Source organism: Deltaproteobacteria bacterium (assembly GCA_019308995.1).
GTDB lineage: Bacteria > Desulfobacterota > Desulfarculia > Adiutricales > JAFDHD01 > JAFDHD01.
In genome coordinates this window covers 1-22321 of sequence record JAFDHD010000052.1, presented here as the reverse complement: position 1 = coordinate 22321, position 22321 = coordinate 1, and the positions used below count along the sequence as shown (strand labels likewise).

Sequence of the window (22321 nt, the reverse complement as noted above, 5' to 3'; positions counted from 1 at the left end):
CTGATTTATACTGATATTGACAGGGACGGGATGCGCACTGGTCCAAACCTGGAGCGAACCAGGGAGCTGGCCCGCGCGGTCAGCATCCCGGTCATCGCCTCCGGCGGGGTCAAGGACCTCGAAGATATTAAACAACTCCTGCCTCTCGAAGCCGATAACGTTATCGGAATCATCACGGGCAAGGCCCTTTATGAAGGCAGCCTGGACTTTGCCCAAGCGCTCGCCCTGGTTTCCGGCCCGGAGAGGCGCTGAAAATGGCTCATGCTCAGGTCCGGCCTTTTAAGATAAAAAATTGAGGGGATTTAAGTCTTTTTTCATGAAACCTATTGACAGAATTAGGAATTTTGGTATATTTAAATATTGACGTTAGGCGTAAATTGAGCATTTATTAGCTATATTTTTGATCGGACATTGTTGGTGAAAATTTTCGGCCGCAGCCTTTTGTGTTCAAAAGGCAGAGGCAGGAGTTCAATTTATGACCCTCGGGTCAAGGCCTCTACATGAACCATCCGGTTAACCGGGAGGCCGCTAGGGCCAGCAGCGCCTTTTTTCACGCAGACGAAGAAAGGGGCGGGTTGGCATTTTTATTGTTTTGTGGTGATGGAAAAACATACCCTCGCCGTCCTTGAATTCGACCGCCTCCTGGATCTTCTAGCCGCGGAAGCGTCATCCGAACCCGGCTCAACTTGCTGCCAGGCCTTGAAACCTGATCTCTCGGCCCAGGAAGCTCAGCATGTCTGGTCCCTGATTGATGAAGCCCGGGAGATGATCGAACTGGATGGCCCGCCTCCTTTGAGTGACCTGGCAGAGGTCGGTCCTGTTTTGGCCCGGTTATCCGTTGAAGGCGCTTCGCTTTCTCCTGACGACTTGCTTCTGGTCGGACGAGTCATAAGAACCGGTCGCCTGACGAGGCGTTTTGTTGCAGATCGGAAGGAACGCGCCCCGCTGCTCTTTGACATGGTAAGCCTGGTCCCGCTTTTGAGTGAGCTTGAGGCGTCACTGGATCGCTCCCTCGGCCCTCACGGGGAGGTCCTTGACACGGCCAGCGCCAAACTGGCTCAAATCCGCCGGGAAAACACCGGCCTGCGCGGAGACATCCAGACTCACCTCAAGACTGTCATGCGTTCCCAGGGTCTGAAGCACGCCCTGCGCGATGAGATCATTACCCAGCGGAACGAACGATACGTCATCCCGGTTCGGTCTTCCTCATTGAACGTGGTGCCCGGACTGGTTCATGATTTATCGGCCAGCGGAGCGACTTCTTTTATTGAGCCGCTGGAGGTGGTGGAGGATAACAACCGTCTCAATCTTCTTCGGGCTGAAGAAAAAAGAGAGGTTCAGCGGATTCTGGCCCGTTTGAGCGCCATGGTTGCGGCCGAGGCGGACCGTATTGGGCCCATGGTTCCGCTTCTGGCAAAAGTGGATTCAATCTTTGCCAGGGCTGCATTGAGCTGTCGCTATCAGGCCCGGGCGCCTCTGCTCCTTCAGGACCGCGGCCTTGACCTCAGACAGGCGCGTCACCCCCTGCTTTTGTCCCGGGAAGGGGAGTTGTCCCAAAAGGTGGTGCCCGTGGACTTGAAGCTGGACCCGGAAAACAGGATGCTGGTCATTTCCGGGGTTAACGCCGGCGGTAAGACGGCTGCCTTGAAAACGGCCGGTCTGCTGTGCCTCATGGCCCAGGCGGGACTGCACCTGCCTGTGGCTGAAGGAAGTTCGCTCCCTTTTTTCGACCGCATTCTGGCCGACATCGGGGACGAGCAGGACCTGCAGTTAGACCTGTCCACGTTTTCCGGCCACGTGCGGCGTCTGGGCTGGATCTTGAACCAGGCCGTGGACCGTTCCCTGGTGCTGCTCGATGAATTGGGCACAGGCACCGATCCGGCCGAGGGCGCTGCCTTGGCCCTGGCGCTCCTTGATGGATTCAAAGATCGAGGCTCCTGGGTCATGATCGCGACCCACTACCACCTGATCAAGACTTACGCTCACCATACCGATGGGGTTATGAACGCCTCGGTGAGAACGGACCGGTCAGGTCAGCCCGTATTCAAACTCCAGTACGGGACCCTGGGATTTTCCGGCGGACTCAACATGGCCTTGAGCCTGGGGCTTGAACCATCGCTGGTGGCCCGGGCCGAATCCTACCTCGATGAAGGTCAGAAAAAAACGCAGGCCCTTATCAGGGAGATGGAGGAAGAGCGCGCCGCCATGGCCCAGGCGCGTCAGGAGGAAGAATACATCCAGCAGGAACTGAGCGCCGCCCTGGCGAGTGTGAAATTGACTGAAGAAAAACTGGCCGCGGCCCGAAAAGAGGCTTTAGAGACAATTCGCGCCGAGGGAGAGGCGGCCATGCGGCAGGCTGAGGCCGATTTCAAGCAAATTATGAACTCGCTCCGGGCGCGGGACCGTGTCAGCGGGCCGGAGATTAAGGCGTTTTATGAGTCCCGGGAAAGGCTGCGCCAGTCGCTTCCGCAGCCGCGCCGCGAGAGGCAGGCTTTACCCGACCTGTGCATTGAAGACCGGGTTTTGATCTTGAGTCTCGGGGTTGAAGGCCGCATCGCGAGCCTGTGGCCTGATTTGAAACGGGCCGAAGTCGAGGTGGACGGGATAAAGGTCAAGACCGGCTTGAATGACCTGGCCCGGGCTGAAGGCAGACCGTTCAGGGGCCGGATCAAAGAACTCCGGAGGCAGAAGCGCGGCTTTACCACGCCGCCCCAGGAACTCAATCTCATCGGACTGACCACTGATGAAGCCATTCCCGCGGTAGACAAATTGATTGACCAGGCCCAGCTGAGCGGGCTTAAGCATTTTTCCATAATTCATGGCAAGGGTTCAGGCCGGCTCAGAGAGGCGATCCGAAATTTTATCAAAAACGACCGCCGGGTTAAGGACTTTCACCCTGGCAGCCTCCAGTTCGGCGGCGAAGGTGTGACGATTATCGAACTTTTAGACTGACGGCTATGGCAGGTTTTATCCCGGAACATAAGATTGACGAAGTGCGGAATGCGGCTAATATCGTGGAGGTCGTTTCGAGTTACGTCAATCTGAAGCGCGCCGGCCGCCTCTACCGGGGGCTGTGCCCGTTCCATGCGGAAAAGACGCCGTCGTTTCACGTCAATCCGGATCGGCAGTTTTTTCATTGCTTTGGCTGCGGAGTCGGCGGAAACGTCTTTCGCTTCCTGATGCTCCAGAAAGGCGTCTCCTTTCCCGAAGCGGTGACCGAACTCGCGGATCGCTACGGGATTGACCTGCCGCGCCTGGCAGAAACAGGCCCCAGAGGGACCGGCCCGGCCAAGAGCGATCTCTTTCACGCCGTGGACCTGGCCCAGCAGTTCTTTGAAGACGAACTAGACAGCCAGGCTGGCCAGAAGGCGCGAGCCTATCTGGCGAACCGCGGCCTGAGCCGCGACCTGGTTCGGAAATTCCATCTCGGCTGGGCGCCCGAGGGTTGGGACAGCCTGCGGCTCTATCTTGATTCAAAAAAGATCGCGCCTCAGGTTATGGAGGCCGCCGGGCTGGTCAAGCCGCGCGCTGACGGACACGGTTTCTACGACCGTTTCCGGGCGCGGATCATCTGCCCCATCTTCGATCAGTCGGGCCAGACGGTGGCCTTCGGCGGCCGCCTCCTGGAAGAAGCGGCGGAACAGCCCAAGTACCTGAACTCGCCGGAGACGCCCATCTACCAGAAAGGCCGCCTGCTGTATGGGATGAATCAGGCCCGTCCCGGCCTGAGAGATCAGAAGACGGTCATCATCGTCGAAGGCTACTTCGACCTGCTGGCCCTGGTTTCTTATGGCGTCAGCAACGTGGTGGCGACCCTGGGCACGGCCCTCACACCGGCCCATCTCCGGCTGCTCAAAGGCTATGTGGATGAAGCCGTCATCGTCTATGATTCGGACGAGGCCGGCCGGGCCGCAGCGGCGCGCGCCCTGCCTCTTTTTATGTCCGCGGACCTCGAAGGCCGGGTCATGGTGCTCCCGGAAGGCCATGATCCCGATACCTTCATCCGCGCCCAAGGCCGGGAGACGTTTTTAAAGAGCCTGGGAGAAGCCGTGGCCCTGCTCGACTTCTTCCTGGACCAGACCCTGGCCCGCTACCCCGGGACCCTGGCCGGAAAGTCCCAGGCGGCTCAAGCGGTCATGGAAGTCGTGGCTGAAGTCAGGAGCCAGACTCGCCAGAACCTGCTCCGGGGCGCCCTGGCTCAGCGGCTCGGTATCTCCGAGGAGGCGCTTCAACTGGCCCGGCGGCGCCGCCGGGACACGGCCTCTGACCCGAGTAAGGGCCTGGTGGATAAGATGGCCATGGACCTCGAAACAGAGCTTTTGCGGCTGATCCTGCTGCATCCTGAAACCTGGCAGACCATCTTTGCGGCCGATCTCGAGCCTCTTTTTTCTGCCGGCTACGCGCAGGAGGTTTTTGAGGCTATGTCCCGTCAGTTTGACCAAAGCGGCGAGGTGAACCTGGCCAAGCTGTTTGAAACCATGAGGCCCGAACTGGCTGACCTGCTCTCCAGCCTGGCCTTGAGTGAAGACGGCCTCGAAGGAGATGACCTCTCGCTGGCCGTCATGGATTATATCAAGGAGTTCAAGTCCCGAGACCTGAGGCGGCGGGAGGAGGAACTGTCGCGTCAGATAAAAGACGCTCAGGAGAGGCAGGACCTGGCCGGTCTTGAGCGCCTTTTGAGCGAAAAAAATCAACTTTTAAAATTAAAAACCCTCTGATAAAGAAAAACAGGAGGTTTTAGGCATATGGCCAAAGAAGATCAAGCCGAAAGCCTGAAGCGTTTGATTGCAGACGGTAAAGAAAAAGGCTTTTTAACCTACGGCGAACTCAACAGCGCCTTGCTGCCCGATCTGGTCTCCCCCGAACAGATTGATAACATGATGATGATCTTCGACGAGATGGACATCCAGATCGTCGAGGATGCGAAGGCGATGAAGACTAGCCGCAAGATAGAAGAAAAACAGGAAATACCTCCTGAACCGGAAATTGAGACCAAGGTCACAGATCCGGTCAAGATGTATCTCCGTGAGATGGGCACCGTTTCGCTCCTGACCCGGGAAGGCGAGGTCGTGATCGCCAAGCGGATCGAGGAAGGGGAGCAGAAGATCATTGAGGCCATTCTTGAGACCGCGATCGGAATCCAGGAAATCCTCGACCTGGGGGACTACCTTGCCTGCGGCAAGATTCGCCTCAAAGAAGTCATCAAGGACGCGGACGAGGATGATACCCTGGCGGAAATCGAACAGCGCCAGGGAAAAATACTGTCAATGATCAACGAGGTTCGCAGTTTGTATGAGCAGACGCGCACCCTGCTCAAAGGAATCGACAGCGTTTCTTCTGCCCGCGAGCGCAAGAAAAGGCGGGAAAAAGCAAAAAAGAGCAAAGACCGTATCGTTGAGATCGTTCGTGAACTTAGGCTGGATAAAAAGCAAATTGACCGAATTGTCATGGAGTTGAAGCAGGCGGAAGAAGAGATTGCGCGGTGTGAGGAGACGATCGAACGCATCCTCGACCAGACAGGCAGAACCCTGCCCGATTTGAGAGCGCTCTGCCGCACTATCAGGAAAGACAAGCAGGCCGCGGCCAGGGTCGCGAGAAAGCTGAAGATGAGCCCGGAGGAGATCCTGAATAAAGAAAAGTCAATCAAGGCGCAGCGCCAGAACATACAGCAGATCGAGCAGCATATTCGGCTGCCCATCAAATCTCTGAGACGAATCCTGAAGCAGATCCTGGAAGGCGAAATAAGATCGCGCGCCGCCAAGCGGGAACTGATCGAGGCCAACCTCCGTCTGGTCGTCAGTATTGCCAAGAAATACACCAACCGCGGACTCCAGTTTTTAGACCTGATCCAGGAAGGCAACATCGGCCTCATGAAGGCGGTGGACAAGTTTGAATATCACCGCGGTTACAAGTTTTCGACTTACGCCACCTGGTGGATCCGCCAGGCCATCACCCGGGCCATCGCGGACCAGGCCCGGACTATTCGCATCCCGGTTCACATGATCGAAACGATCAACAAGCTCATGCGGACTTCGCGCTACCTGGTGCAGGAGTATGGCCGCGAACCCACCCCGGAAGAGCTTGCGGAAAAGATGGATTATCCCCTGGAAAAGGTGCGCAAGGTGCTCAAGATCGCCAAGGAGCCCATCAGCCTCGAAACTCCGATCGGCGAAGAAGAGGACAGCTATCTCGGTGATTTTATCGAGGACAAAAAGGTTGTTTCCCCCACGGAAGCAGTCATCAACCTCAACCTCTCGGATATGACCCGCAGGGTCCTGTCCACGCTGACGCCGCGGGAAGAGAAAGTCCTGAGGATGCGTTTTGGGATCGGGGAGAAGGCCGACCATACCCTGGAAGAGGTGGGCCGCGATTTTGAGGTCACGCGGGAGCGCATTCGACAGATTGAAGCCAAGGCGCTCAGGAAGCTAAGGCACCCTTCCCGCACCAGGAAACTGAAGACCTTTATTAAGTATTAAGGCTTGATCGAGCTTGATCGAGATTTATTCTTGACAGCGCCATAAATCAAGGATATTTTTTTATAGTGCGGGTACTATATTTTAAAAGCCGATTAAAATCCAGAGGGCCCATAGCTCAGTTGGAAGAGCCACCGGCTCATAACCGGTAGGTCCCAGGTTCGAGCCCTGGTGGGCCCACCAGATTGGTAGAGAAAGACCGAGTCCATGGTTCGAGTCTTACCATATATTAAATCCATAAAGACCTCGCAAGAAGGGGTGCATCCGAACCGGGTGCGCCCTTTTTGTTTTTAGGAGGATCATTGCCCGAGGCCAGGAAAATATGGTTCATGATAGAAAGCCTGGCCCCGGCAAACCTGGCTGAACCCTGGGATAACGTCGGCCTCATGGTCGGTTCGGGAGCCGCCCGGGTGAGTAAGGTCGCCCTGGCGCTGGATCCGACTCTGGAAACCATTCAGGCTGCCCACGACTGCGGAGCCCAGCTCCTGCTGACCCATCATCCCCTCATCTTTTATCCCTTGAAAAAGATTGATCTGGACGAACCGTCATCTGCCGCCGCGGCCCTGGCTCTCAAGCTCAAGATAACTATTTATTCGGCCCACACCAACCTGGACGCCGCTCCAGACGGCGTAAGCCGGGCCCTGGCTCGACGTCTGGGCCTTGAAGGTGTAAAGACCCTGGCGCCGACTGCGGCGCCGGACCATTTCAAGCTCGTCGTTTTCGTGCCGCTTGGATACGAAAAAGAGGTTCAGGAAGCGGTCTTTGCGGCCGGGGCCGGACGGATCGGAGCTTATACCGGATGCTCCTTTTCTGCGCGCGGGGAGGGGACGTTCAGGCCTTCAGAGGAGGCCCGTCCTTTCCTGGGAGAAGCCGGACAGACGGAGCGCGTCTCCGAATCCCGGCTGGAGGTTCTGGTTGAGAACCGGGATCTCGATCAGGTTGTGGCGGCCATGGTTAAAGCCCATCCTTACGAGGAGGTGGCTTATGACCTTTATCCTCTGGCCTCCTGTCCTGGGTCGGCTGGTATAGGCTGTATTGGAAACTTAAAAAATTCAGTAAATATTAATGACTTGTTAATACTAATTAAAGAAAAGCTTGAAGTTAAAAATCTCCGCCTGGCCGCACGATCGGATGCCTTGATCCGGGTCGTGGCCGTGGTGGGTGGAAGCGGTGGGAATTACCTGGCCCCGGCCAAGACCCAGGGCGCTCAGGTGCTCATCAGTGGAGATTTCGGGTATCATCAGGCCCGGGAGGCTGAAGCCCTGGGCCTGACCTTGATTGACGCCGGACATTTTGCAACGGAAAGGCCGATTCTTTCCGACCTGGCGGACAGATTAACCCGGCAGGCCAGGGAGGAAGGTCTGGAAGTCGAATTTGAAATTATAGCCAGGGAGCAAGACCCCTGGTTCATGGTTGAGGAGTGAAATTTTGAAATCAAACATGATTCATCTGGTCAAGCTTCAGAAATTGGACACGACCCTTGAAAGACTGAGGCTTGCGGAAACAGAAGGACCGCAGAGGCTGGTTGCCTTAGATGCCGAGCTTATGCAGGCCGAGGCGAAGGTAAGAGACTCCCTGGAGCTTGAGAAGGAGCAGAAAAAAAGACGGCGGGACCTGGAAACCCGGATTGACGAAACCGAGGCTATGATAAAAAAGTACCAGAGTCGGCAGTTTGAGGTGAAAACCAATGAGGAATACAAAGCCCTGCTCAAGGAAATCGAGTTTCAAAAGAAGGAAAAAACCGAGGCCGAGGATGAAGTCTTACAGTTAATGGAATCTTTAGAGGTGCTGGAGGAAGAAAATAAAAGGATCGAGGTCTGGCTCAAGGAGCAGAGCAAGGCCCTGGCCTTAAGAAAAAAGAAAGTGGAAGAATGGGTCGCTTCCGCCCGGCAGGAACTGGAAGAAAACAGAACCAAGCGGGAAACCCTGATAAAGGACCTCCCCAGGAACGTATTTGCCATGTATGAGCGGGTTTACGCCGGGTTCAACGGCCGTGCCGTGGTGCCCATCATTGACGGCATCTGCCAGGAGTGCCACCTCCAGATCCCGCCGCAGCAATTCAATGAGCTGCAGCGGAACGATCAGGTGATGTCCTGTCCCAACTGCGGCCGCCTCATTTACTGGCAGGGCCACGAGGATTATCAAGACCTTTAATCGGAAGGAGGTCACAGGTTGAAGCATTTCATCGTTATGATCGCTTTAATATGCCTGGTCGTTGCCGCGGGTCTTGTGGCCCGTGCTGGCGATGAGCCCGCGGCCTTAAAAAAGAATGCGGCTCATCTTTATCCGATTGCCCCAGGCGTCTGGTATCCTCAAGATGGCCCTCTGCCTGAAAAGCCCATGCGTTACTACCGGGTAAGATGCTGGCCCGGGTGTCATAGCGGAAGCGTGCATGGCAAGTATCCGGATAAGCCGCTTAATATGAAACCGATATTCCCAACCAGCGCGGCGTCCGCCCATCCCGCTGCCTCGCGTCAGAAATGAGGCCTTAACTCTGTTCTTCGCCAGGAGCCTGGGTGACCGGAGGGTTACTTAAGCAGGAAACAGGCTGCCCAGTGTCCCGGTTCCACCTCCACGAGATCGGGTTCTTGACTGAAGCATATTGATTTCGGTTCATGGCACCTGGGGTGAAAATTACAGCCAGGCGGAGGATTGATCGGGCTGGGGATTTCACCTTTGGGTATGGGATGAATTCGCCTGTATTTCGGGTCTGGCACCGGCACCGCGGCCAGGAGGGTCGCGGTGTAAGGGTGAGCCGGGTTTTCAAAGACCTCTTTTATAGGCCCTATTTCAACGATTTTCCCCAGATACATGATGGCCACCCGATCACAGATATACTTGCATGTCGCCAGGTCATGCGTGATAAAAAGGTAGGTCAGGTCGAACTCCTGTTTCATCTGCGCCATCAATTCCAAAATCATGGCCCTCACCGAAACATCCGCCATGGCAATGGGCTCATCCGCGACCACGAATTCCGGATTGGTTACCAGGGCCCGGGCGATAACGACCCGCTGCCTCTGTCCTCCAGAAAGCTGATGGGGATACTTTTTGAAAAAAAAGACCGAAGGGATTAAACCGACCTTTTCCATGATCTGTAGGGTGATTTCCTTTATTTCGGCTTTACGGTAAAAGTTATGAATGCCCAGGGGGTGCCCGACGGCTTTGCCAATGGTCATGCGGGGGCTTAAGGAGGCATAAGGGTCCTGGAAAATAATCTGCAGCTTTTCCCGCATCTTTCCGATCTCATTCTTCGAATAGGAAAACAGAGACTTTCCTCTATAGGAAACGTCGCCTGATGTTGGTGTCAGAAGCCTCAGGATGAGCCTGCCGGTGGTCGTTTTGCCGCATCCGCTTTCACCGACCAGCCCGAGGACCTCTCTCTTTTCAATGGAAAAAGAGACGCCGTCCACGGCCCGGACGAACCGTTTTTCCTTGCTCAGGAAATTTTCTATTAATCCTCTTTGCAGGGGAAAATGCTTTTTCAAATGGGAAACGGTCAGCAAGGCTTCCATTTTTTTTTCACCCGTATAACCAGCAGCTGACAAGACGGCCGTCTTTTTCAAAGGCCAAGGGTTTTTCCGCGCGGCACACTTCCATGACGCGGGGACAGCGCGGGTGAAAAACGCAGCCCGCGGGCGCATTGACCAGGTCAGGAGGGCTTCCGGTCATGGTCACCAGTTTCCTCCGATCGAGCCTGATATTGGGGATCGAGGACAGCAGGCCCTGTGTATAGGGGTGCAGGGCGTTTTCAAAGATGGCTTCGGCTATTCCGACTTCAGCAATGGCGCCTCCATACATGACCGTAATGCGGTCGGCTAACTGGGCCACGATGCCGAGGTTGTGGGTAATCAGGAGGATGGTCAGGTTGTACTCCTGGCGCAGATCGTTCAAGAGGTCCAGAAACTGGGCTTCAACAATGACGTCAAGGGATGTGGTCGGTTCATCGGCGATGAGCAGGTCAGGGTTTAAGATCAATCCCAATCCGATCATAACGCGCTGGCGCATGCCGCCTGACATCTGATGAGGGTATTCCAGGAGTCTTTCCGAAGGGATGCCCAGTTTTTCGAGCATGCCTTCCGCTCGGGTAAAGGCCTCCTGTTTGTGCAGTCTCTTTTCATGGGAAAGAATCGTCTCTACGAACTGCCGGTCAATGCGAAAGAGGGGATTGAGGGAGGTCAAGGGGTCCTGAAAGATCATGGCGATCCTGTTTCCCCGCAGGGAAAGAATCTCCTTGGCCTTCATGCGCACGATATCCTGGCCATGGTAAATAATCCGTCCGCGCACGATTTCGCCCGGGGGTCTGAGCAGCCTCAAGATTGAGAGGCCGAGGGTTGATTTGCCGCATCCCGATTCCCCGACCAGGCCCATGACCTCTCCCTGCTCGAGATTCAAACTCACACCTTCAACAGCGCGCACCGTCCCGATATTGATGGGAAAGTGAACCGTGAGGTCTTCGATCTGAAGGATCGTTTCCATGTCTTTACCGCTGCAGAAGCCTGGGATTCAGGATCTCGGAAAGACCTTCCCCCAGCATGGTGAAACCCAGGGCCAGAAGGGAAATCATTATGCCCGGAAAGGTAATGAGCCACCACTGGCCTGAAGTGAGAAACTTTTTTCCCATGGCCAGGTCCATGCCCCAGTCCACAATCGAGGGGGGAAGCCCCAGCCCAAGGTAGGTCAGGGCGGCTTCGATCATGATGGCATCGGCAATGTTTAATGAAAACACGACCACTGTGGTGGCAATGACATTAGGGAAAATATATTTCCATAAAATGGTAAACCTGGAGGCGCCGATAGCCCTGGCCGCCTCCACATAGAGTTCTTCCTTGATCGAAAGCGTCTGACCTCGAACCAGACGAAAATAGGTTGGAATGTAAATCACAGCCACGGCCAGGGTGATATTGATGACACCGGGCCCTAGCATGGCCGCAAAGGCAATGGCTAAGATGAGGCCGGGAAAAGAGTAAACCGAGTCCATGATGAGCGATAGAATCCTGTCGAGAATGCCGCCTGAAAAACCGGAAATCAGGCCAATGCTGATTACCGAAGATAGAGGAGAGGATGGCAGCCAGAATCGCTACACGCAGAATCGTGCGCGAACCGTGAACGATCCTCGACCAGACATCCCGCTGGAGATTGTCCGTGCCCATAAGGTGTGCGCCGCCCGGGGCGGCAAGCTGCGGCCCGGTGTCCTGGTCAAAAGGGTCGAATGGGGCAAACGCCGGATCATCAAAGCGGCATCCCGCATTTCATATCACGGTCGGCGTTGGTGGGTGCATGTGGCTTCGGCATTCCCATTGCGTCATTACTACCAAGCGGTGTTTGGCCTTAGCTGATCACTGGTATTTTTTTGACCGCCAGACAGCTTTTGGATTATTATGTTTTAGAGGAGGTAATTTATTCGATTTTCGATGAGTGTAGCCAGAAATCGCCTTTTGGCAAGAAGCTGCAAGCCTCTCGACCCCACTCAAGGCCTACTTTTCAGGCTAAGAGGGAGTCCGGAGGGCTTGTAAAAAGGAGATCGCGGCATTTGCCGCATAATTCCGGTCTATATGATTGTGTGAACTCAATGTAAAAAGTAACGGCGATTAGAAGCTCGCTTCAGGCTTTTGCAGAATCGGATGATGTATTAGTGTCTGATGACACCCCGAACATGTTTTCCGGTATGGCTCTCATACTTGATGAGGGTATAAAAGCCCTTTACTCGGCCTGGAATTTTATTGATGAGGTGAACATTGGAAGGGTTAACCGGAAAGGAGAACCAAACACATAATCATCTAACCACCAACCGGGCCAGGGGCAAAGCCAAACCCCTGGTCCAACAACGAATCCATACCGGCGGGCTCCTACGGGGGGTCCAGCCATAAAGAAAGGAGATAAAATGGCAAAATTAGATCCACCCATCGCCCGGTGTACCAGATGTAGAAATTACTCTCATAGGCCTGAAGATTTTAACCAGCGTTGTCATCAAAGATTTAATGGCAAGAGGTGTAAGGGTGTTTTTGAAAGTATGCTCGCGCCTGGTGATTGGGAAGAGTGTAAAGCCTGCCACGCTACTGGACGAGTAGAAACAAAGAAATGTCCAGCTTGTGAGGGCTATGGATGGAGAGATGTCAGACCAAGTAGGAGGTGAAAATATGGGTATGATCTAAAAACGAGGAAACGTCTGGTGGATCAAATATTACCATAATGGAAAGCCTTACTGGGAATCCACCAAAAGCAGGAAGGAAGAAAAGACAATCGTTCTGTTCAAGCCGAGACAGGTCACTAAAGAGAAAATGGGGGAAAGAAGATGAGGGGCAATTTTGAAGGTTCAAGGGAGGAAAGGGCAGCTGCCGTGAGGAATATTTCACGATATCTTATCTTTTGCCTCTCTGTGCCTTGTTAGGCCTATTTGGTTGCCCTGACTTCATAAAAAATATCATAGACTTCTCCAAGCAGCCCCTTTTTCCTCAGAACCGGGACGCGCGAAATAACCTCATATTTTTTGGTGCTGTATCCGTTGTCGGTCAACCACTTTTCAAGCCATTCAATTCGGGTGCGTTCTGCATTTTCAGATTCGAGTGGATAAACCGCATCAGCAAATGCAGTGAATTTGAATATCTGAGTACCCGATTCCGTCCTGAGTGGCTCAAACTTGGTTACCATACGGTCAAATGAAGCGCAAGCCGATATTGATGTGACAAGAGCCACATAGACAAAGAATGCAACAAGTCGCTTCATGTTCATAAGTTGATTCTCCGTTAGCCGAACCGCTACGCATAAGCTGCAACAGGCCCGCAGGGACTGTTGTCAGACTTAATGCGATGGTTCGGCAATTTTATTTCATTAATTTCTTCTTAAAATATTCGGTTAAATTTTTCGATTTGTCCGGAGAGGTAAATGACTTTGGATAAAGCAAATGGGCTTGCACAACACTTACCCTGGAATTATGCGGCAACTGCCGCGTTTCATTTATAATCAGCCTTTCGCAACCGTCATCTAACTCGTTGGACCATTTGGGGGTGTTGAAAAGCCTTTGCCTGCCGCATAATCCAGGTTTAAGACCCGTTCTCAGCTTAAAGGTGTATTCCTTACCGTCGGCGCTGATATCGTATGATTTGGCCAACTCGGGAGTCAGGTCGGTCTTTCCCGGGGGATAGGTGAGAAGGCCCTGATAAATATTGTAAAAAATTTCCCAGGTGTGGAAATCATAGGCATTGGCCGGGTCCATATCAATGACCTTCTCGGTTGTCCCGTATACCAGAGTCTCTGTTTTGGCTAACCCTTGATCAGGGAAACAGGCTAAAGTAAATACCACTGCGCTTAAGATTAATATCTTTGCCATCTTCATACTCCCAAACCTCCCTTACCTTGTAATTAAGAATGATTGATTCATAGCCAGTACTGGGACCTGAGAACCTTTAACTCCTCTACCGCGACTGCCTTGATAAATACTTTCACCTCCTTTCTGCGGGATGCTTCGATCTAGCAGCCGGTTAACATTTTGTGCCAAAGAGGACCTCCGGTTTTCCATTCCTGTCGGTCAGCTTCATCCAGTCACAAGATAAACGAGCTATAATGATTTATCCAGCGAACCTAATTTTTCTTCCAGCTCCACCTGCAGCTCAGCCAGGAGAAGATCCTTGGCCATGAGATTTATTGATTCGGGTGTGGTGGAGAGCATGAGTTCCGGACTGTGTTTGGGGCCGATGCCAAGTTTATGGCACGTGAGATTACTCAATCTCACAATATTTAAAATAATATTTTCAGCGTTTACTTCCGGGTCATGATGCCTGCTGGCGACCTGGCAATATGTCTCGGGCATATTAAGAATCTTCATGAATCGTTCGCCGTGATCGGTATGAAACGTATCAATGATGTCATAGATCAGAACCAGTGAGGTCTCTTTTGAGATCGTCTCTGACAGTAATAAGCTTTCGATAGCCTTTAAGAGAATGAGTTTCCCGATGTCATGGAGCAGGCCTGCGATCAGACTTTCCTCAGCCACGTGCTGGAAGCCCAGATTTATGGAAAGCCATCGCGCGGCCGTGGCGGTCCCCAAGGCATGGTTCCATAAGGCTCTCATCATCTGGTTGAATTCCTTGACCTGGGAGTGATAGAGCTGTTTTTGCGACGTCAGTGTGACCATGCTGATGACACTTTTCGCTCCGAGCCGCACCGCGGCGTCCTTGATGGTCTTGGCCGGCTGCAGACCGGTATAGTAGGCGGTGTTGGCGGCCTTGAGGGTCTGGGAGGTGAGGGCCTGGTCTTTCTCGATAATCCTGGCTACATCGCTCAGTCCGTAGTTGTCCTCTTTCATGAGCTCCTGCAGTTCCAGCACGGTTTTGCTGAAAACAGGCAGTTCTAACTCGTCGCTGTCAAGCGCTTCTTCAATAAGCTGGATTAAAGGCCTTTCCTTCATGCGCCCTCCCCGATCAGCCGGTGGATTTGGTCCAGAGGCCTGGGCGGTTCCAGAGTGGGGAGATTTCGGATTACTTCCTGGAGGCTGGTGGTTCCCTGGACGGCCTTGGCCAGTCCGTCTTCCAGCAGGGTCACCAGACCCGTGGTCTCCATGCTGATGCGTCTGATCTCGTAAGAGGTCTTGCGGCTTAAAATGGCGTCTTTGACATACTCGTTCAGAACCAGAAGCTCAAACACGCCGATGCGGCCCCGGTATCCCGTAAAGTCACAATGCTCGCACCCGGCGCCGACCTGGAACTCATACCTGTTGAGCGCGGTGGAATCGTATTTCAGCCGCCTCAGGTCCCTGGGGGAGGGAACATATTTTTCCTTGCAAAAGGGGCAGAGTTTTTTGAGCAGCCTTTGAGCCACCACGCTCACCACGGTCGAAGAAATCAGAAAGGTTTCGATTTCCATGTTTATAAGGCGAAGGAGGCCGCCGATGGTGTCTTCGGTATGGAAGGTCGTCAGGACCTTATGGCCGGTCAGGGCCGCCTGAATGGCGCTTTCGGCGGAGAACCTGTCCCGGATTTCCCCGAGCACGATAATGTCCGGGTCCTGCCGCAGGATGTGCCTCAATGTCTCTTCAAAGGTTATGCCGATCTTGGGGTTGATGGAACACTGGGATATGCCGTCTATAACATACTCCACCGGCTCTTCCGCTGTGATGATGTTGGTGTCCACGTTGTTGCAGTAATTGATGGCCGCATACAGGCTGGTTGTCTTCCCGGCCCCGGTAGGCCCGGTGAGCAGGATGACGCCGGTGGGCAGGTCCAGGGCCTCTTCTCTGAAACGGTCAAGCATCTTGGGGGATATGCCGAGGTCGGAAATTTTCATGAGTTCGGCTTTTTTGCTCAGAATGCGCATGACCACCTTTTCGCCGAAAAGCGTGACGTAAAAAGAGATGCGCAGATCAATCTCGCTGCCATACTGGGAAGAAGGCAGTAAGATGCGGCCGTCCTGGTGGCGGCGTTTTTCAGCAATATTGGCCCCGGCCATGACTTTGATACGATTGATAATGCCCGGTTCCTGCTCCTTGGAGAGATCGGTGTAGTGGACAAGGGTGCCGTCCCGGCGCAGTCGGACCCGAACCCTGTTTTTCATGGGCTCGATGTGTATGTCGCTCGCATTTTTCCGTAAGGCTTCCTGTATGAGCTGATCCACGATCTTTACAGTCTCGGTTTGATCGGTTTCGACCTGACCCTGAGTATCGTCCAGAGACTCAAAGGCCGCCAGGGTCCGCTTAATAGAGATGTCTGAAGCGATCAAAGGAATTAGGTTGGGTCCGAATAGTTTTTCGGCCGCTTTCATGGCCGCGGTATTGAGCGGGTCGGAAATGGCTATTTTCACGGAACCGCTGTCTTTCTCAAGAGGCAGGAAGCTGTGGTTTCCAAACAGTTCCTTAGAACCCTGGCTCATTAGCGATGAGTCAAGCATCCCTGGCTCCAGATCCACATAGGAGTAGCCGAGATGCAGGGAGAGCACCTGGGCGAGATCGTATTCAGAGATGTAGTTATTTTCAACCAGGAGCTCGCCCAGGCGCTTCTGGGTTTTGCCTTCATTTTTAGCTTGTTGCTGTTTGTGTAAGCCCACGGCCAGCTGCTGTTCGGAGATGTAACCGAGCTCCACGAGCAGCGAGCCCAGGCGAATGCCGCTGCGGTGCTTTAAAAGGGTTTCCTTTAATTGCTCTTCACGGATGTAGCCCAGCTCCTTGAGCACATCGAGAAACGACTCGGCGTTGTCCATCCTTTCCTGCACCCGGTGCGCATAATTCACCTGGGAGAGGGAAAGGAGGTTTTCGTTGACAAGGAGACGAACGATGTCACTGGCAAGCCCCACGTCCATCGAAAAATCCTCAGGATCGCCGACATCAGCCTCAGGTTGTGAGGCAACCGGCTGAATCTCTGGCAGTTTCTCTTCTTCTGCCGCCTCCCTTTGGGAAAAGAAAAGAAGCTCGAATTTCTCCAGCCCTTCCGAACCGGCAGCACTCGAACAAAGATATTTGGCAATGCGTTTCAAGCAAAGGCTGGCCGGGGAGTCCGGGAAAAGATTGAAAAAAGGCACCTGGTTCACGACCGCCTCCGGCACCCTGGGATCGTCCAGGACATACCCGATTGAATTTATCGGAGCTTGAAGATACTTGGCGACCGCATCCCTGAACTTCCGATAAATCTTTTTAGCGTGGTCTATTGACTTGGCTTGATTGATAAGAATACTGACTGGCTTCTTGCTGCCTTGGCCATGGAGGATTTTCAAAAGAGAGTAAGCGTCAGTCAGGGAGGTGGGTTCCCCGGTCATCACCAGAACCGGGAAATCAGCGGCTTTGAGAAAGCTTAGAATCTGGTCGGAAATACCGGCCGGTGCGTCAATGACCACGGCGTCGTAATCCTGGAGATGATGCAGGAGCTCGGAGAGCCTGTTTTTTTCCTCCTCCTTGAGGCGAGGCACCTGTTCCAGCGCTGAACCGCCGGGGATTATCTTCAAAGACCCCGGGCCAGTCACGGTCGCGTCTTCCAGGGAGCACTGCCCGGTAATAAAATCTATCAGGGAATAATCTGACGCGATGCCCAGGAGCACGTCCACATTGGCCAGCCCGAGATCAGCGTCAAGCAGACAGACATTCTGCTTCTCATCCTGAAAGGCCAGGGCCAGGTTCAAGGCTATATTGGTCTTGCCCACACCGCCCTTGCCGCTGGCAATGGTGACAATCTTACAGTTCCCGCTCACCTGGCCACCTCCCTCAGGAATGCTGGTTCTGTTCTGACGAAGATTGGTAATGAATCGCTTTAATATATACTTTATTAGTCTTTAAGGTCAATGAATTCTATAACAAAAACGGGAAAGCGAATTGAGATTAGTCAGGGGTATCCAGTCTAGAGTTTTAAAAATCGGTAAAACCAACAGCCCCCTGAGGGCTGAGTGTCAGCTCGTTTCACACCCTGACTTACAGCGTCGAAGCCGAAAAGGTGGATGAAATTGTATCCGCCATTCAAAAAACGGCGTATACTGGTAAAATCGGGGATGGTAAGATTTTCGTCCTGACCGTGGAAAAGGCGATTCGTATCCGGACCGGGGAACAAGGCCGGGACGCCATTTGAACCGGTCAGCACGCCTTCTTCGAAATTCGTTCTGAAGGCCAATCACGGGAGCGTGAAAATGGGAGAAACCGCAGACCTCATCATAGATGGGCAGACCTTTAAGCTGCCCCTTATCACCGGGTCGGAAGGGGAAAGGGCCATTGATATTTCCAGGCTGCGCCGGGAAACCGGCCTGGTGACCCTGGACCACGGCCTTGTAAATACGGCCACCTGCCGCAGCCAGATTACTTTTGTGGACGGGGAGAAGGGGATTCTGCGGTACCGGGGCATTCCCATTGAGTCGCTGGCCGAGGGTTCCACCTTTGTCGAAACGGCCTACCTCCTGATCAACGGCGAGCTGCCCGCACAAAAACAGCTCAACCGCTTCTCAGTCCTGCTCAATGATCATTCCCTGGTTCATGAAGACATGCGGGCCTTTTTTGAAAAATATCCCAGGTGGGCCCATCCCATGGGGATTCTCTCCTCCATGGTCAACGCCCTCCGAGCCTTTTACCCTGAGATTCCCGAAAGGACGGACGAGGAGGAGACTAACGTCACGGTCACCAGGCTTCTGTCCAAGGTCAGAACCATGGCGGCCATGTCCTTTAGGATTTCCCGGGGCCATAAGCTCGTCTATCCAAGGCACAATCTCAGCTACCCGGCCAACTTCCTGAACATGATGTTCGATACACCGGTGCGGCCTTACATTATTGACGAAGACGTTGTCGCGGCCCTGAACGTCTTCTGGATCCTGCATGCCGATCATGAGCAGAATTGCTCCACCGCGGCCGTGCGCCTGGTCGGAAGCGCCAGGGTCAATCTTTACGCGGCCGTCTCGGCCGGGATATGCGCCCTCTGGGGCCCCCTGCACGGCGGCGCCAACCAGGCTGTCATTGAAATGCTCAATCAAATTTATGAAAACGGCGGCGATCCAGCCCCTTTCATCGCCCGGGCCAGGGACAGGGACGATCCTTTTCGGCTCATGGGTTTTGGCCACCGGGTTTACAAGACCTATGACCCCAGGGCCAGGATTATGAAGCGCGTTTGCGACCGGGTGCTTCAGAAACAGAACCAGGAGGACCCCCTGCTGAACATCGCCCTGAAACTGGAAGAGACGGCCCTGACAGACCAATACTTCCTCGACCACGATCTGTATCCGAACCTGGATTTTTACAGCGGCATCTTTCTGAGGGCCATCGGGATTCCGCTCAACATGTTCACGGTCATGTTCGCCATCGGACGCCTGCCCGGATGGATCAGCCAGTGGAAGGAGAGTATCGAAGACCCTGACTGGAAACTCCACCGCCCCCGCCAGATATACAACGGACTGAATGAGAGAGATTACATTCCTATGGAAAAGAGGGGCTAACCGCCCGTATAGGCGGCAGCGGTGAAATCAGATTAAATCTAGGGTGTGCTCTGCGCACCATATCTTACTTGGCTGCTGAACAAGAATTCTTGTTGCTGCGCTAGAGCTTGCAACACAGACAACTTTTTCAAGTTGTCTGAGCCACCCGCCATGGGCTTAACTCCAAATTAATCAGCTCTAGGTCAGGGTGCGAAGCTCCCTGACACAAAACATGGTTAATATTGTCAGGGAGACCCGCTTCGCGGACCACCCTGACCTACAGCTGCATCAGATTAATGTAGGGTGTGCTGTGCGCACCATTCTTACTCCATATCCATGCCTTTAACCGTGTCCGATATATGAGTTCCCCAGTCTTCAGGGTATAGGCCGGATTTTACAAAACCATGGAATGTGCTAAACGGCCATTGTCTCGGCTCTTTGACCAGCAAGTGTTTTACCGGATTATAATGAATGTAATCAATATGCTGGTTGAAATCGTCTTGATCCCGAATCATATGCTCCCAAAACCTTCGCTGCCATATCCGAGATTCTCTTCGCCTTTTTCGAGAATTTGTAATTTCTATATCACCTAATGCATTGGTTTTTATTCGGGTGATCCTTTTTGTGAATTCCTTCTTTATTACAGCCCAGCGTGTAGAGTAATCGCTATCGCCTTCGGGTAAGGTCCAGATACAATGAAGGTGCTCTGGTAACAATACCCACGCTTCAATGAGAAAAGGATAAGTGCCTTTGACCTTTTTAATCGCTGACCGCAAGATATTTCGTGATTCGGGCTCACATAAGAATTTTTGTCGTTCGAATGTTACGACAGTGAAGAAATAGGTTGCTCCAGGTTCTTTGGCTCGACGATATTCAGGCATTTCTTATAAAGCGGAATGACGGCCAATTTTGGTGCGCAAAGCACACCCTACTAAAACTACCAAACTCATCATAATTTCACCGCGGTCGCCTGAATGCTTTCCCAGGCCATCCTGACGTGCCTTTGGGTCGTCTGGGTCTGCCCGATGCAAAGGCGCAGGGTGAACTTCCCCTTCAATTTGGTGTGAGTCAGAAACAGCTTGCCTGAGCGATTCAGTTCATCCATGAGGGCTTTGTTTATTTTTTCAAGCTCCTCTTCGCTCAAACTGCGGTCTGGAGGATAGTACCGGAAACAGACGAGGTTGATGGGGACCGGGGCCATGAGTTCAAAGACCGGGTTTTGCTCGATCCATGAAGCGAATTCTTTGGCGTACTCGATGTGGGATCGAATTTTTTCTTGAAGCCCCTTGATTCCGAAATGCCGAAGCACGAACCACAGTTTCAAGGCGCGAAAACGACGCCCCAGCGGGATGCCCCAGTCCCGGAAATTTTTGACGAGGCGATCCAGATCGGTCTTGAGGTACTCGGGCAGAATTTCGAAGGTCGAGGTCAGGGCGTGAACGTCTTTGACAAAGTAGGCTGAGCAGTCAAAGTTCGTGAAGAGCCATTTATGCGGGTTAAAGACAAACGAATCGGCATACTCCACGCCGTCCAGGAGATAGCGCATCTCTGGCAGGATGGCCGCGCTCCCGGCCATAGCCGCGTCCACGTGGAGCCAGAGGCCGTGACGTTCGCAGATCTCGCCAATCGTCCTCAAGGGGTCCATGGCCGTGGAAGAGGTGGTACCTACTGTTGCCACCGCGCAGCAAGGCAGGCGGCCGGCCTGCCGGTCAGCTTCAATGGCCTTTTCCAGTTCCTCTGGCAGCATGGCCAGGTCAGGCCCGGCAGGAATGAGGCAGAGGTTGTTCTTACCAAACCCGGCGATCTTGACCCCTTTTTCAATCGAAGAATGAACCTCTTCCGAGGCATAGACGATAAGGTTCTGCGCGCTTCCATCCTTAAAACCGAGCGTGTTTATGGCAAAGTCGGTTGATCGTTCGCGCGCGCAGAGCAGGGCGGTCAGGGTCGAAGTCGAGGCCGTGTCCTGGATCACGCCGCTAAAATCCTCGGGCAGCCCTAACATCTGACGCAGCCAGTCCATGACCACCTCTTCGAGCTCCGTGGCCGCTGGAGAGGTCTGCCAGACCATGCACTGCGCGCCTAAGGCCGCGGTCAGGAACTCAGCCAGCATGGAAGGCGCGCTGGAATTGGCCGGGAAATAGGCGAAAAAAGAGGGGTGCTGCCAGTGGGTCATACCAGGCAGGATGATCTCTTTGAAGTCGTTGAAAATGGTCTCCATTTCTTCAGGCTCCCCCGGAGGGGTTTGGGGCAACTGGCCCGCGATCTGGCCGGGCGCCACCTGGGCCATGACAGGAAAGTCCTCGATATGATCCATGTACTGCCCGATCCAGTCCACAAAGGCATGGCCGTGTTTTAAGAATGTTTCCTTGTCCATTTATGGTTTCTCCTTTTTAAATAAAAGGCATAGACAGACCGTAGAAAATGGAAGCATCCATGTCAAGACGATTTTTAGATTTGGCTTTAGGGGAGGGAGTTGTGGGCTAGAGAAATTTGAAAAAAAAGATAAAGATAATAGCAAGAATATGTTTTGATTGAAAACCCCTGGATTGCTTCGGCCCTGGCGCTGCTTCTAAGAAACTGTTTTTTTTGTTTCAGGATTTACTTTATTGACATATGAAAGACCGGTTATAAATTTCAGGGCCTGTCTTTATTATGAAGGATACTGAAAAACTCATCAATTGTCGGGGTGCGTCAGCACAAGAGGTTGATCGAAACAAGTTTAAATGTAGGGTGTGCTCTGCGCACCATTCTTATTCCAAACGGCCATGGTCTCGGTTTTTTTTACTAGCAGATGTTTTTAAATAAAGGTGTTCAGGTAATAATACCCACGCCTAGTGAAAAAAGGATGAGGCATTTTTGGTGCGCAAAGCACACCCTTGTATATTGAAATACGAGCGTAAGAGTGAGATTTGTGTTATTGGATCAAGGGCTGGTGCTCTGGCTAGCCAGAGCACCAGCCGCGGCATCGAGATCGTCGCACC

The 22321-nt window shown here is 53.3% G+C and carries 20 protein-coding genes and 1 tRNA gene; 12 read left to right on the top strand and 9 right to left on the bottom strand.

Annotation, left to right across the window (positions count from 1 at the left end):
- From JRI95_10110 to JRI95_10075, 8 genes are all read left to right on the top strand, one after another.
- Positions 1–252, top strand: a 252-nt coding sequence (locus JRI95_10110) for a 1-(5-phosphoribosyl)-5-((5-phosphoribosylamino)methylideneamino)imidazole-4-carboxamide isomerase (GenBank protein MBW2061899.1), incomplete at its 5' end; no start/stop codon positions are given.
- Between the two features lie 348 nt (positions 253–600).
- Positions 601–2952 (top strand): Smr/MutS family protein, encoded by a 2352-nt coding sequence (locus JRI95_10105; protein MBW2061898.1) that lies wholly within the window; start codon positions 601–603, stop codon positions 2950–2952.
- Positions 2953–2957: 5 nt separating this feature from the next.
- Complete coding sequence (locus JRI95_10100) at positions 2958–4718, top strand: DNA primase (GenBank protein MBW2061897.1); 1761 nt, start codon at positions 2958–2960, stop codon at positions 4716–4718.
- A gap of 27 nt (positions 4719–4745) precedes the next feature.
- A complete protein-coding gene (gene rpoD, locus JRI95_10095; GenBank protein MBW2061896.1) occupies positions 4746–6476 on the top strand; it encodes an RNA polymerase sigma factor RpoD in 1731 nt (576 codons plus the stop codon).
- A gap of 104 nt (positions 6477–6580) precedes the next feature.
- Positions 6581–6656, top strand: a tRNA-Ile gene (locus JRI95_10090).
- Positions 6657–6802: 146 nt separating this feature from the next.
- Entirely contained in the window at positions 6803–7897 is a 1095-nt protein-coding gene (locus JRI95_10085; protein MBW2061895.1) for a Nif3-like dinuclear metal center hexameric protein, read from the top strand.
- Between the two features lie 4 nt (positions 7898–7901).
- The gene (locus tag JRI95_10080; GenBank protein ID MBW2061894.1) at positions 7902–8627 is read left to right on the top strand and encodes a hypothetical protein; all 726 of its coding nucleotides are present in this window, start codon (positions 7902–7904) and stop codon (positions 8625–8627) included.
- Between the two features lie 18 nt (positions 8628–8645).
- A complete protein-coding gene (locus tag JRI95_10075; protein ID MBW2061893.1) occupies positions 8646–8957 on the top strand; it encodes a hypothetical protein in 312 nt (103 codons plus the stop codon).
- Between the two features lie 44 nt (positions 8958–9001).
- Here JRI95_10075 and JRI95_10070 read toward each other — a convergent pair whose 3' ends face one another.
- From JRI95_10070 to JRI95_10060, 3 genes are read right to left on the bottom strand one after another with little or no spacing between them, the layout of a single operon-like run.
- Complete coding sequence (locus JRI95_10070; protein MBW2061892.1) at positions 9002–9985, bottom strand: ABC transporter ATP-binding protein; 984 nt, start codon at positions 9983–9985, stop codon at positions 9002–9004.
- A 7-nt stretch (positions 9986–9992) separates the two neighbouring features.
- On the bottom strand, positions 9993–10949 hold the full coding sequence (locus JRI95_10065; protein MBW2061891.1) for an ABC transporter ATP-binding protein: 957 nt from the start codon (positions 10947–10949) through the stop codon (positions 9993–9995).
- A 4-nt stretch (positions 10950–10953) separates the two neighbouring features.
- Positions 10954–11541 (bottom strand): ABC transporter permease, encoded by a 588-nt coding sequence (locus tag JRI95_10060; protein ID MBW2061890.1) that lies wholly within the window; start codon positions 11539–11541, stop codon positions 10954–10956.
- On the opposite strand from JRI95_10060, the gene JRI95_10055 reads away from it, so the two are divergent.
- Complete coding sequence (locus JRI95_10055) at positions 11450–11809, top strand: hypothetical protein (protein ID MBW2061889.1); 360 nt, start codon at positions 11450–11452, stop codon at positions 11807–11809. The two genes, JRI95_10060 and JRI95_10055, sit on opposite strands and share 92 nt — an antisense overlap.
- Before the next feature lie 296 nt (positions 11810–12105).
- Positions 12106–12246, top strand: coding sequence for a hypothetical protein (locus JRI95_10050; GenBank protein MBW2061888.1), 141 nt, complete (start codon positions 12106–12108; stop codon positions 12244–12246).
- A 617-nt stretch (positions 12247–12863) separates the two neighbouring features.
- Here JRI95_10050 and JRI95_10045 read toward each other — a convergent pair.
- The 4 genes from JRI95_10045 to tadA all read right to left on the bottom strand — a co-directional run bounded on the left by JRI95_10045 (position 12864) and on the right by tadA (position 17642).
- Positions 12864–13202, bottom strand: a complete 339-nt coding sequence (locus JRI95_10045; protein MBW2061887.1) for a hypothetical protein — start codon at positions 13200–13202, stop codon at positions 12864–12866.
- A 91-nt stretch (positions 13203–13293) separates the two neighbouring features.
- Positions 13294–13800, bottom strand: a complete 507-nt coding sequence (locus JRI95_10040) for a hypothetical protein (GenBank protein MBW2061886.1) — start codon at positions 13798–13800, stop codon at positions 13294–13296.
- 228 nt (positions 13801–14028) lie between these two features.
- Positions 14029–14877, bottom strand: coding sequence for an HDOD domain-containing protein (locus JRI95_10035; protein MBW2061885.1), 849 nt, complete (start codon positions 14875–14877; stop codon positions 14029–14031).
- Entirely contained in the window at positions 14874–17642 is a 2769-nt protein-coding gene (gene tadA, locus JRI95_10030) for a Flp pilus assembly complex ATPase component TadA (protein MBW2061884.1), read from the bottom strand. The genes JRI95_10035 and tadA overlap by 4 nt, the downstream gene beginning before the upstream one ends.
- A 188-nt stretch (positions 17643–17830) precedes the next feature.
- On the opposite strand from tadA, the gene JRI95_10025 reads away from it, so the two are divergent.
- Together JRI95_10025 and JRI95_10020 are read left to right on the top strand one after the other, a co-directional pair.
- Complete coding sequence (locus JRI95_10025; GenBank protein ID MBW2061883.1) at positions 17831–18013, top strand: P-II family nitrogen regulator; 183 nt, start codon at positions 17831–17833, stop codon at positions 18011–18013.
- A 58-nt stretch (positions 18014–18071) separates the two neighbouring features.
- On the top strand, positions 18072–19361 hold the full coding sequence (locus JRI95_10020) for a citrate synthase (protein MBW2061882.1): 1290 nt from the start codon (positions 18072–18074) through the stop codon (positions 19359–19361).
- 302 nt (positions 19362–19663) lie between these two features.
- Here the strand turns inward: JRI95_10020 and JRI95_10015 are convergent, their stop codons facing one another.
- Together JRI95_10015 and JRI95_10010 are read right to left on the bottom strand one after the other, a co-directional pair.
- Entirely contained in the window at positions 19664–20221 is a 558-nt protein-coding gene (locus JRI95_10015; GenBank protein ID MBW2061881.1) for a transposase, read from the bottom strand.
- A gap of 68 nt (positions 20222–20289) precedes the next feature.
- Positions 20290–21714, bottom strand: coding sequence for an aspartate aminotransferase family protein (locus tag JRI95_10010; protein MBW2061880.1), 1425 nt, complete (start codon positions 21712–21714; stop codon positions 20290–20292).
- Positions 21715–22321 lie beyond the last annotated feature (607 nt).

Coding starts and splice junctions, on each gene's coding strand:
- JRI95_10105 (MBW2061898.1), top strand. CDS start 601: ATGGAAAAACATACCCTCGCCGTCCTTGAATTCGACCGCCTCCTGGAT.
- JRI95_10100 (MBW2061897.1), top strand. CDS start 2,958: ATGGCAGGTTTTATCCCGGAACATAAGATTGACGAAGTGCGGAATGCG.
- rpoD (MBW2061896.1), top strand. CDS start 4,746: ATGGCCAAAGAAGATCAAGCCGAAAGCCTGAAGCGTTTGATTGCAGAC.
- JRI95_10085 (MBW2061895.1), top strand. CDS start 6,803: ATGATAGAAAGCCTGGCCCCGGCAAACCTGGCTGAACCCTGGGATAAC.
- JRI95_10070 (MBW2061892.1), bottom strand. CDS start 9,985: ATGGAAGCCTTGCTGACCGTTTCCCATTTGAAAAAGCATTTTCCCCTG.
- JRI95_10065 (MBW2061891.1), bottom strand. CDS start 10,949: ATGGAAACGATCCTTCAGATCGAAGACCTCACGGTTCACTTTCCCATC.
- JRI95_10055 (MBW2061889.1), top strand. CDS start 11,450: ATGATGAGCGATAGAATCCTGTCGAGAATGCCGCCTGAAAAACCGGAA.
- JRI95_10045 (MBW2061887.1), bottom strand. CDS start 13,202: ATGAACATGAAGCGACTTGTTGCATTCTTTGTCTATGTGGCTCTTGTC.
- JRI95_10040 (MBW2061886.1), bottom strand. CDS start 13,800: ATGGCAAAGATATTAATCTTAAGCGCAGTGGTATTTACTTTAGCCTGT.
- JRI95_10035 (MBW2061885.1), bottom strand. CDS start 14,877: ATGAAGGAAAGGCCTTTAATCCAGCTTATTGAAGAAGCGCTTGACAGC.
- JRI95_10020 (MBW2061882.1), top strand. CDS start 18,072: ATGGGAGAAACCGCAGACCTCATCATAGATGGGCAGACCTTTAAGCTG.
- JRI95_10015 (MBW2061881.1), bottom strand. CDS start 20,221: ATGCCTGAATATCGTCGAGCCAAAGAACCTGGAGCAACCTATTTCTTC.
- JRI95_10010 (MBW2061880.1), bottom strand. CDS start 21,714: ATGGACAAGGAAACATTCTTAAAACACGGCCATGCCTTTGTGGACTGG.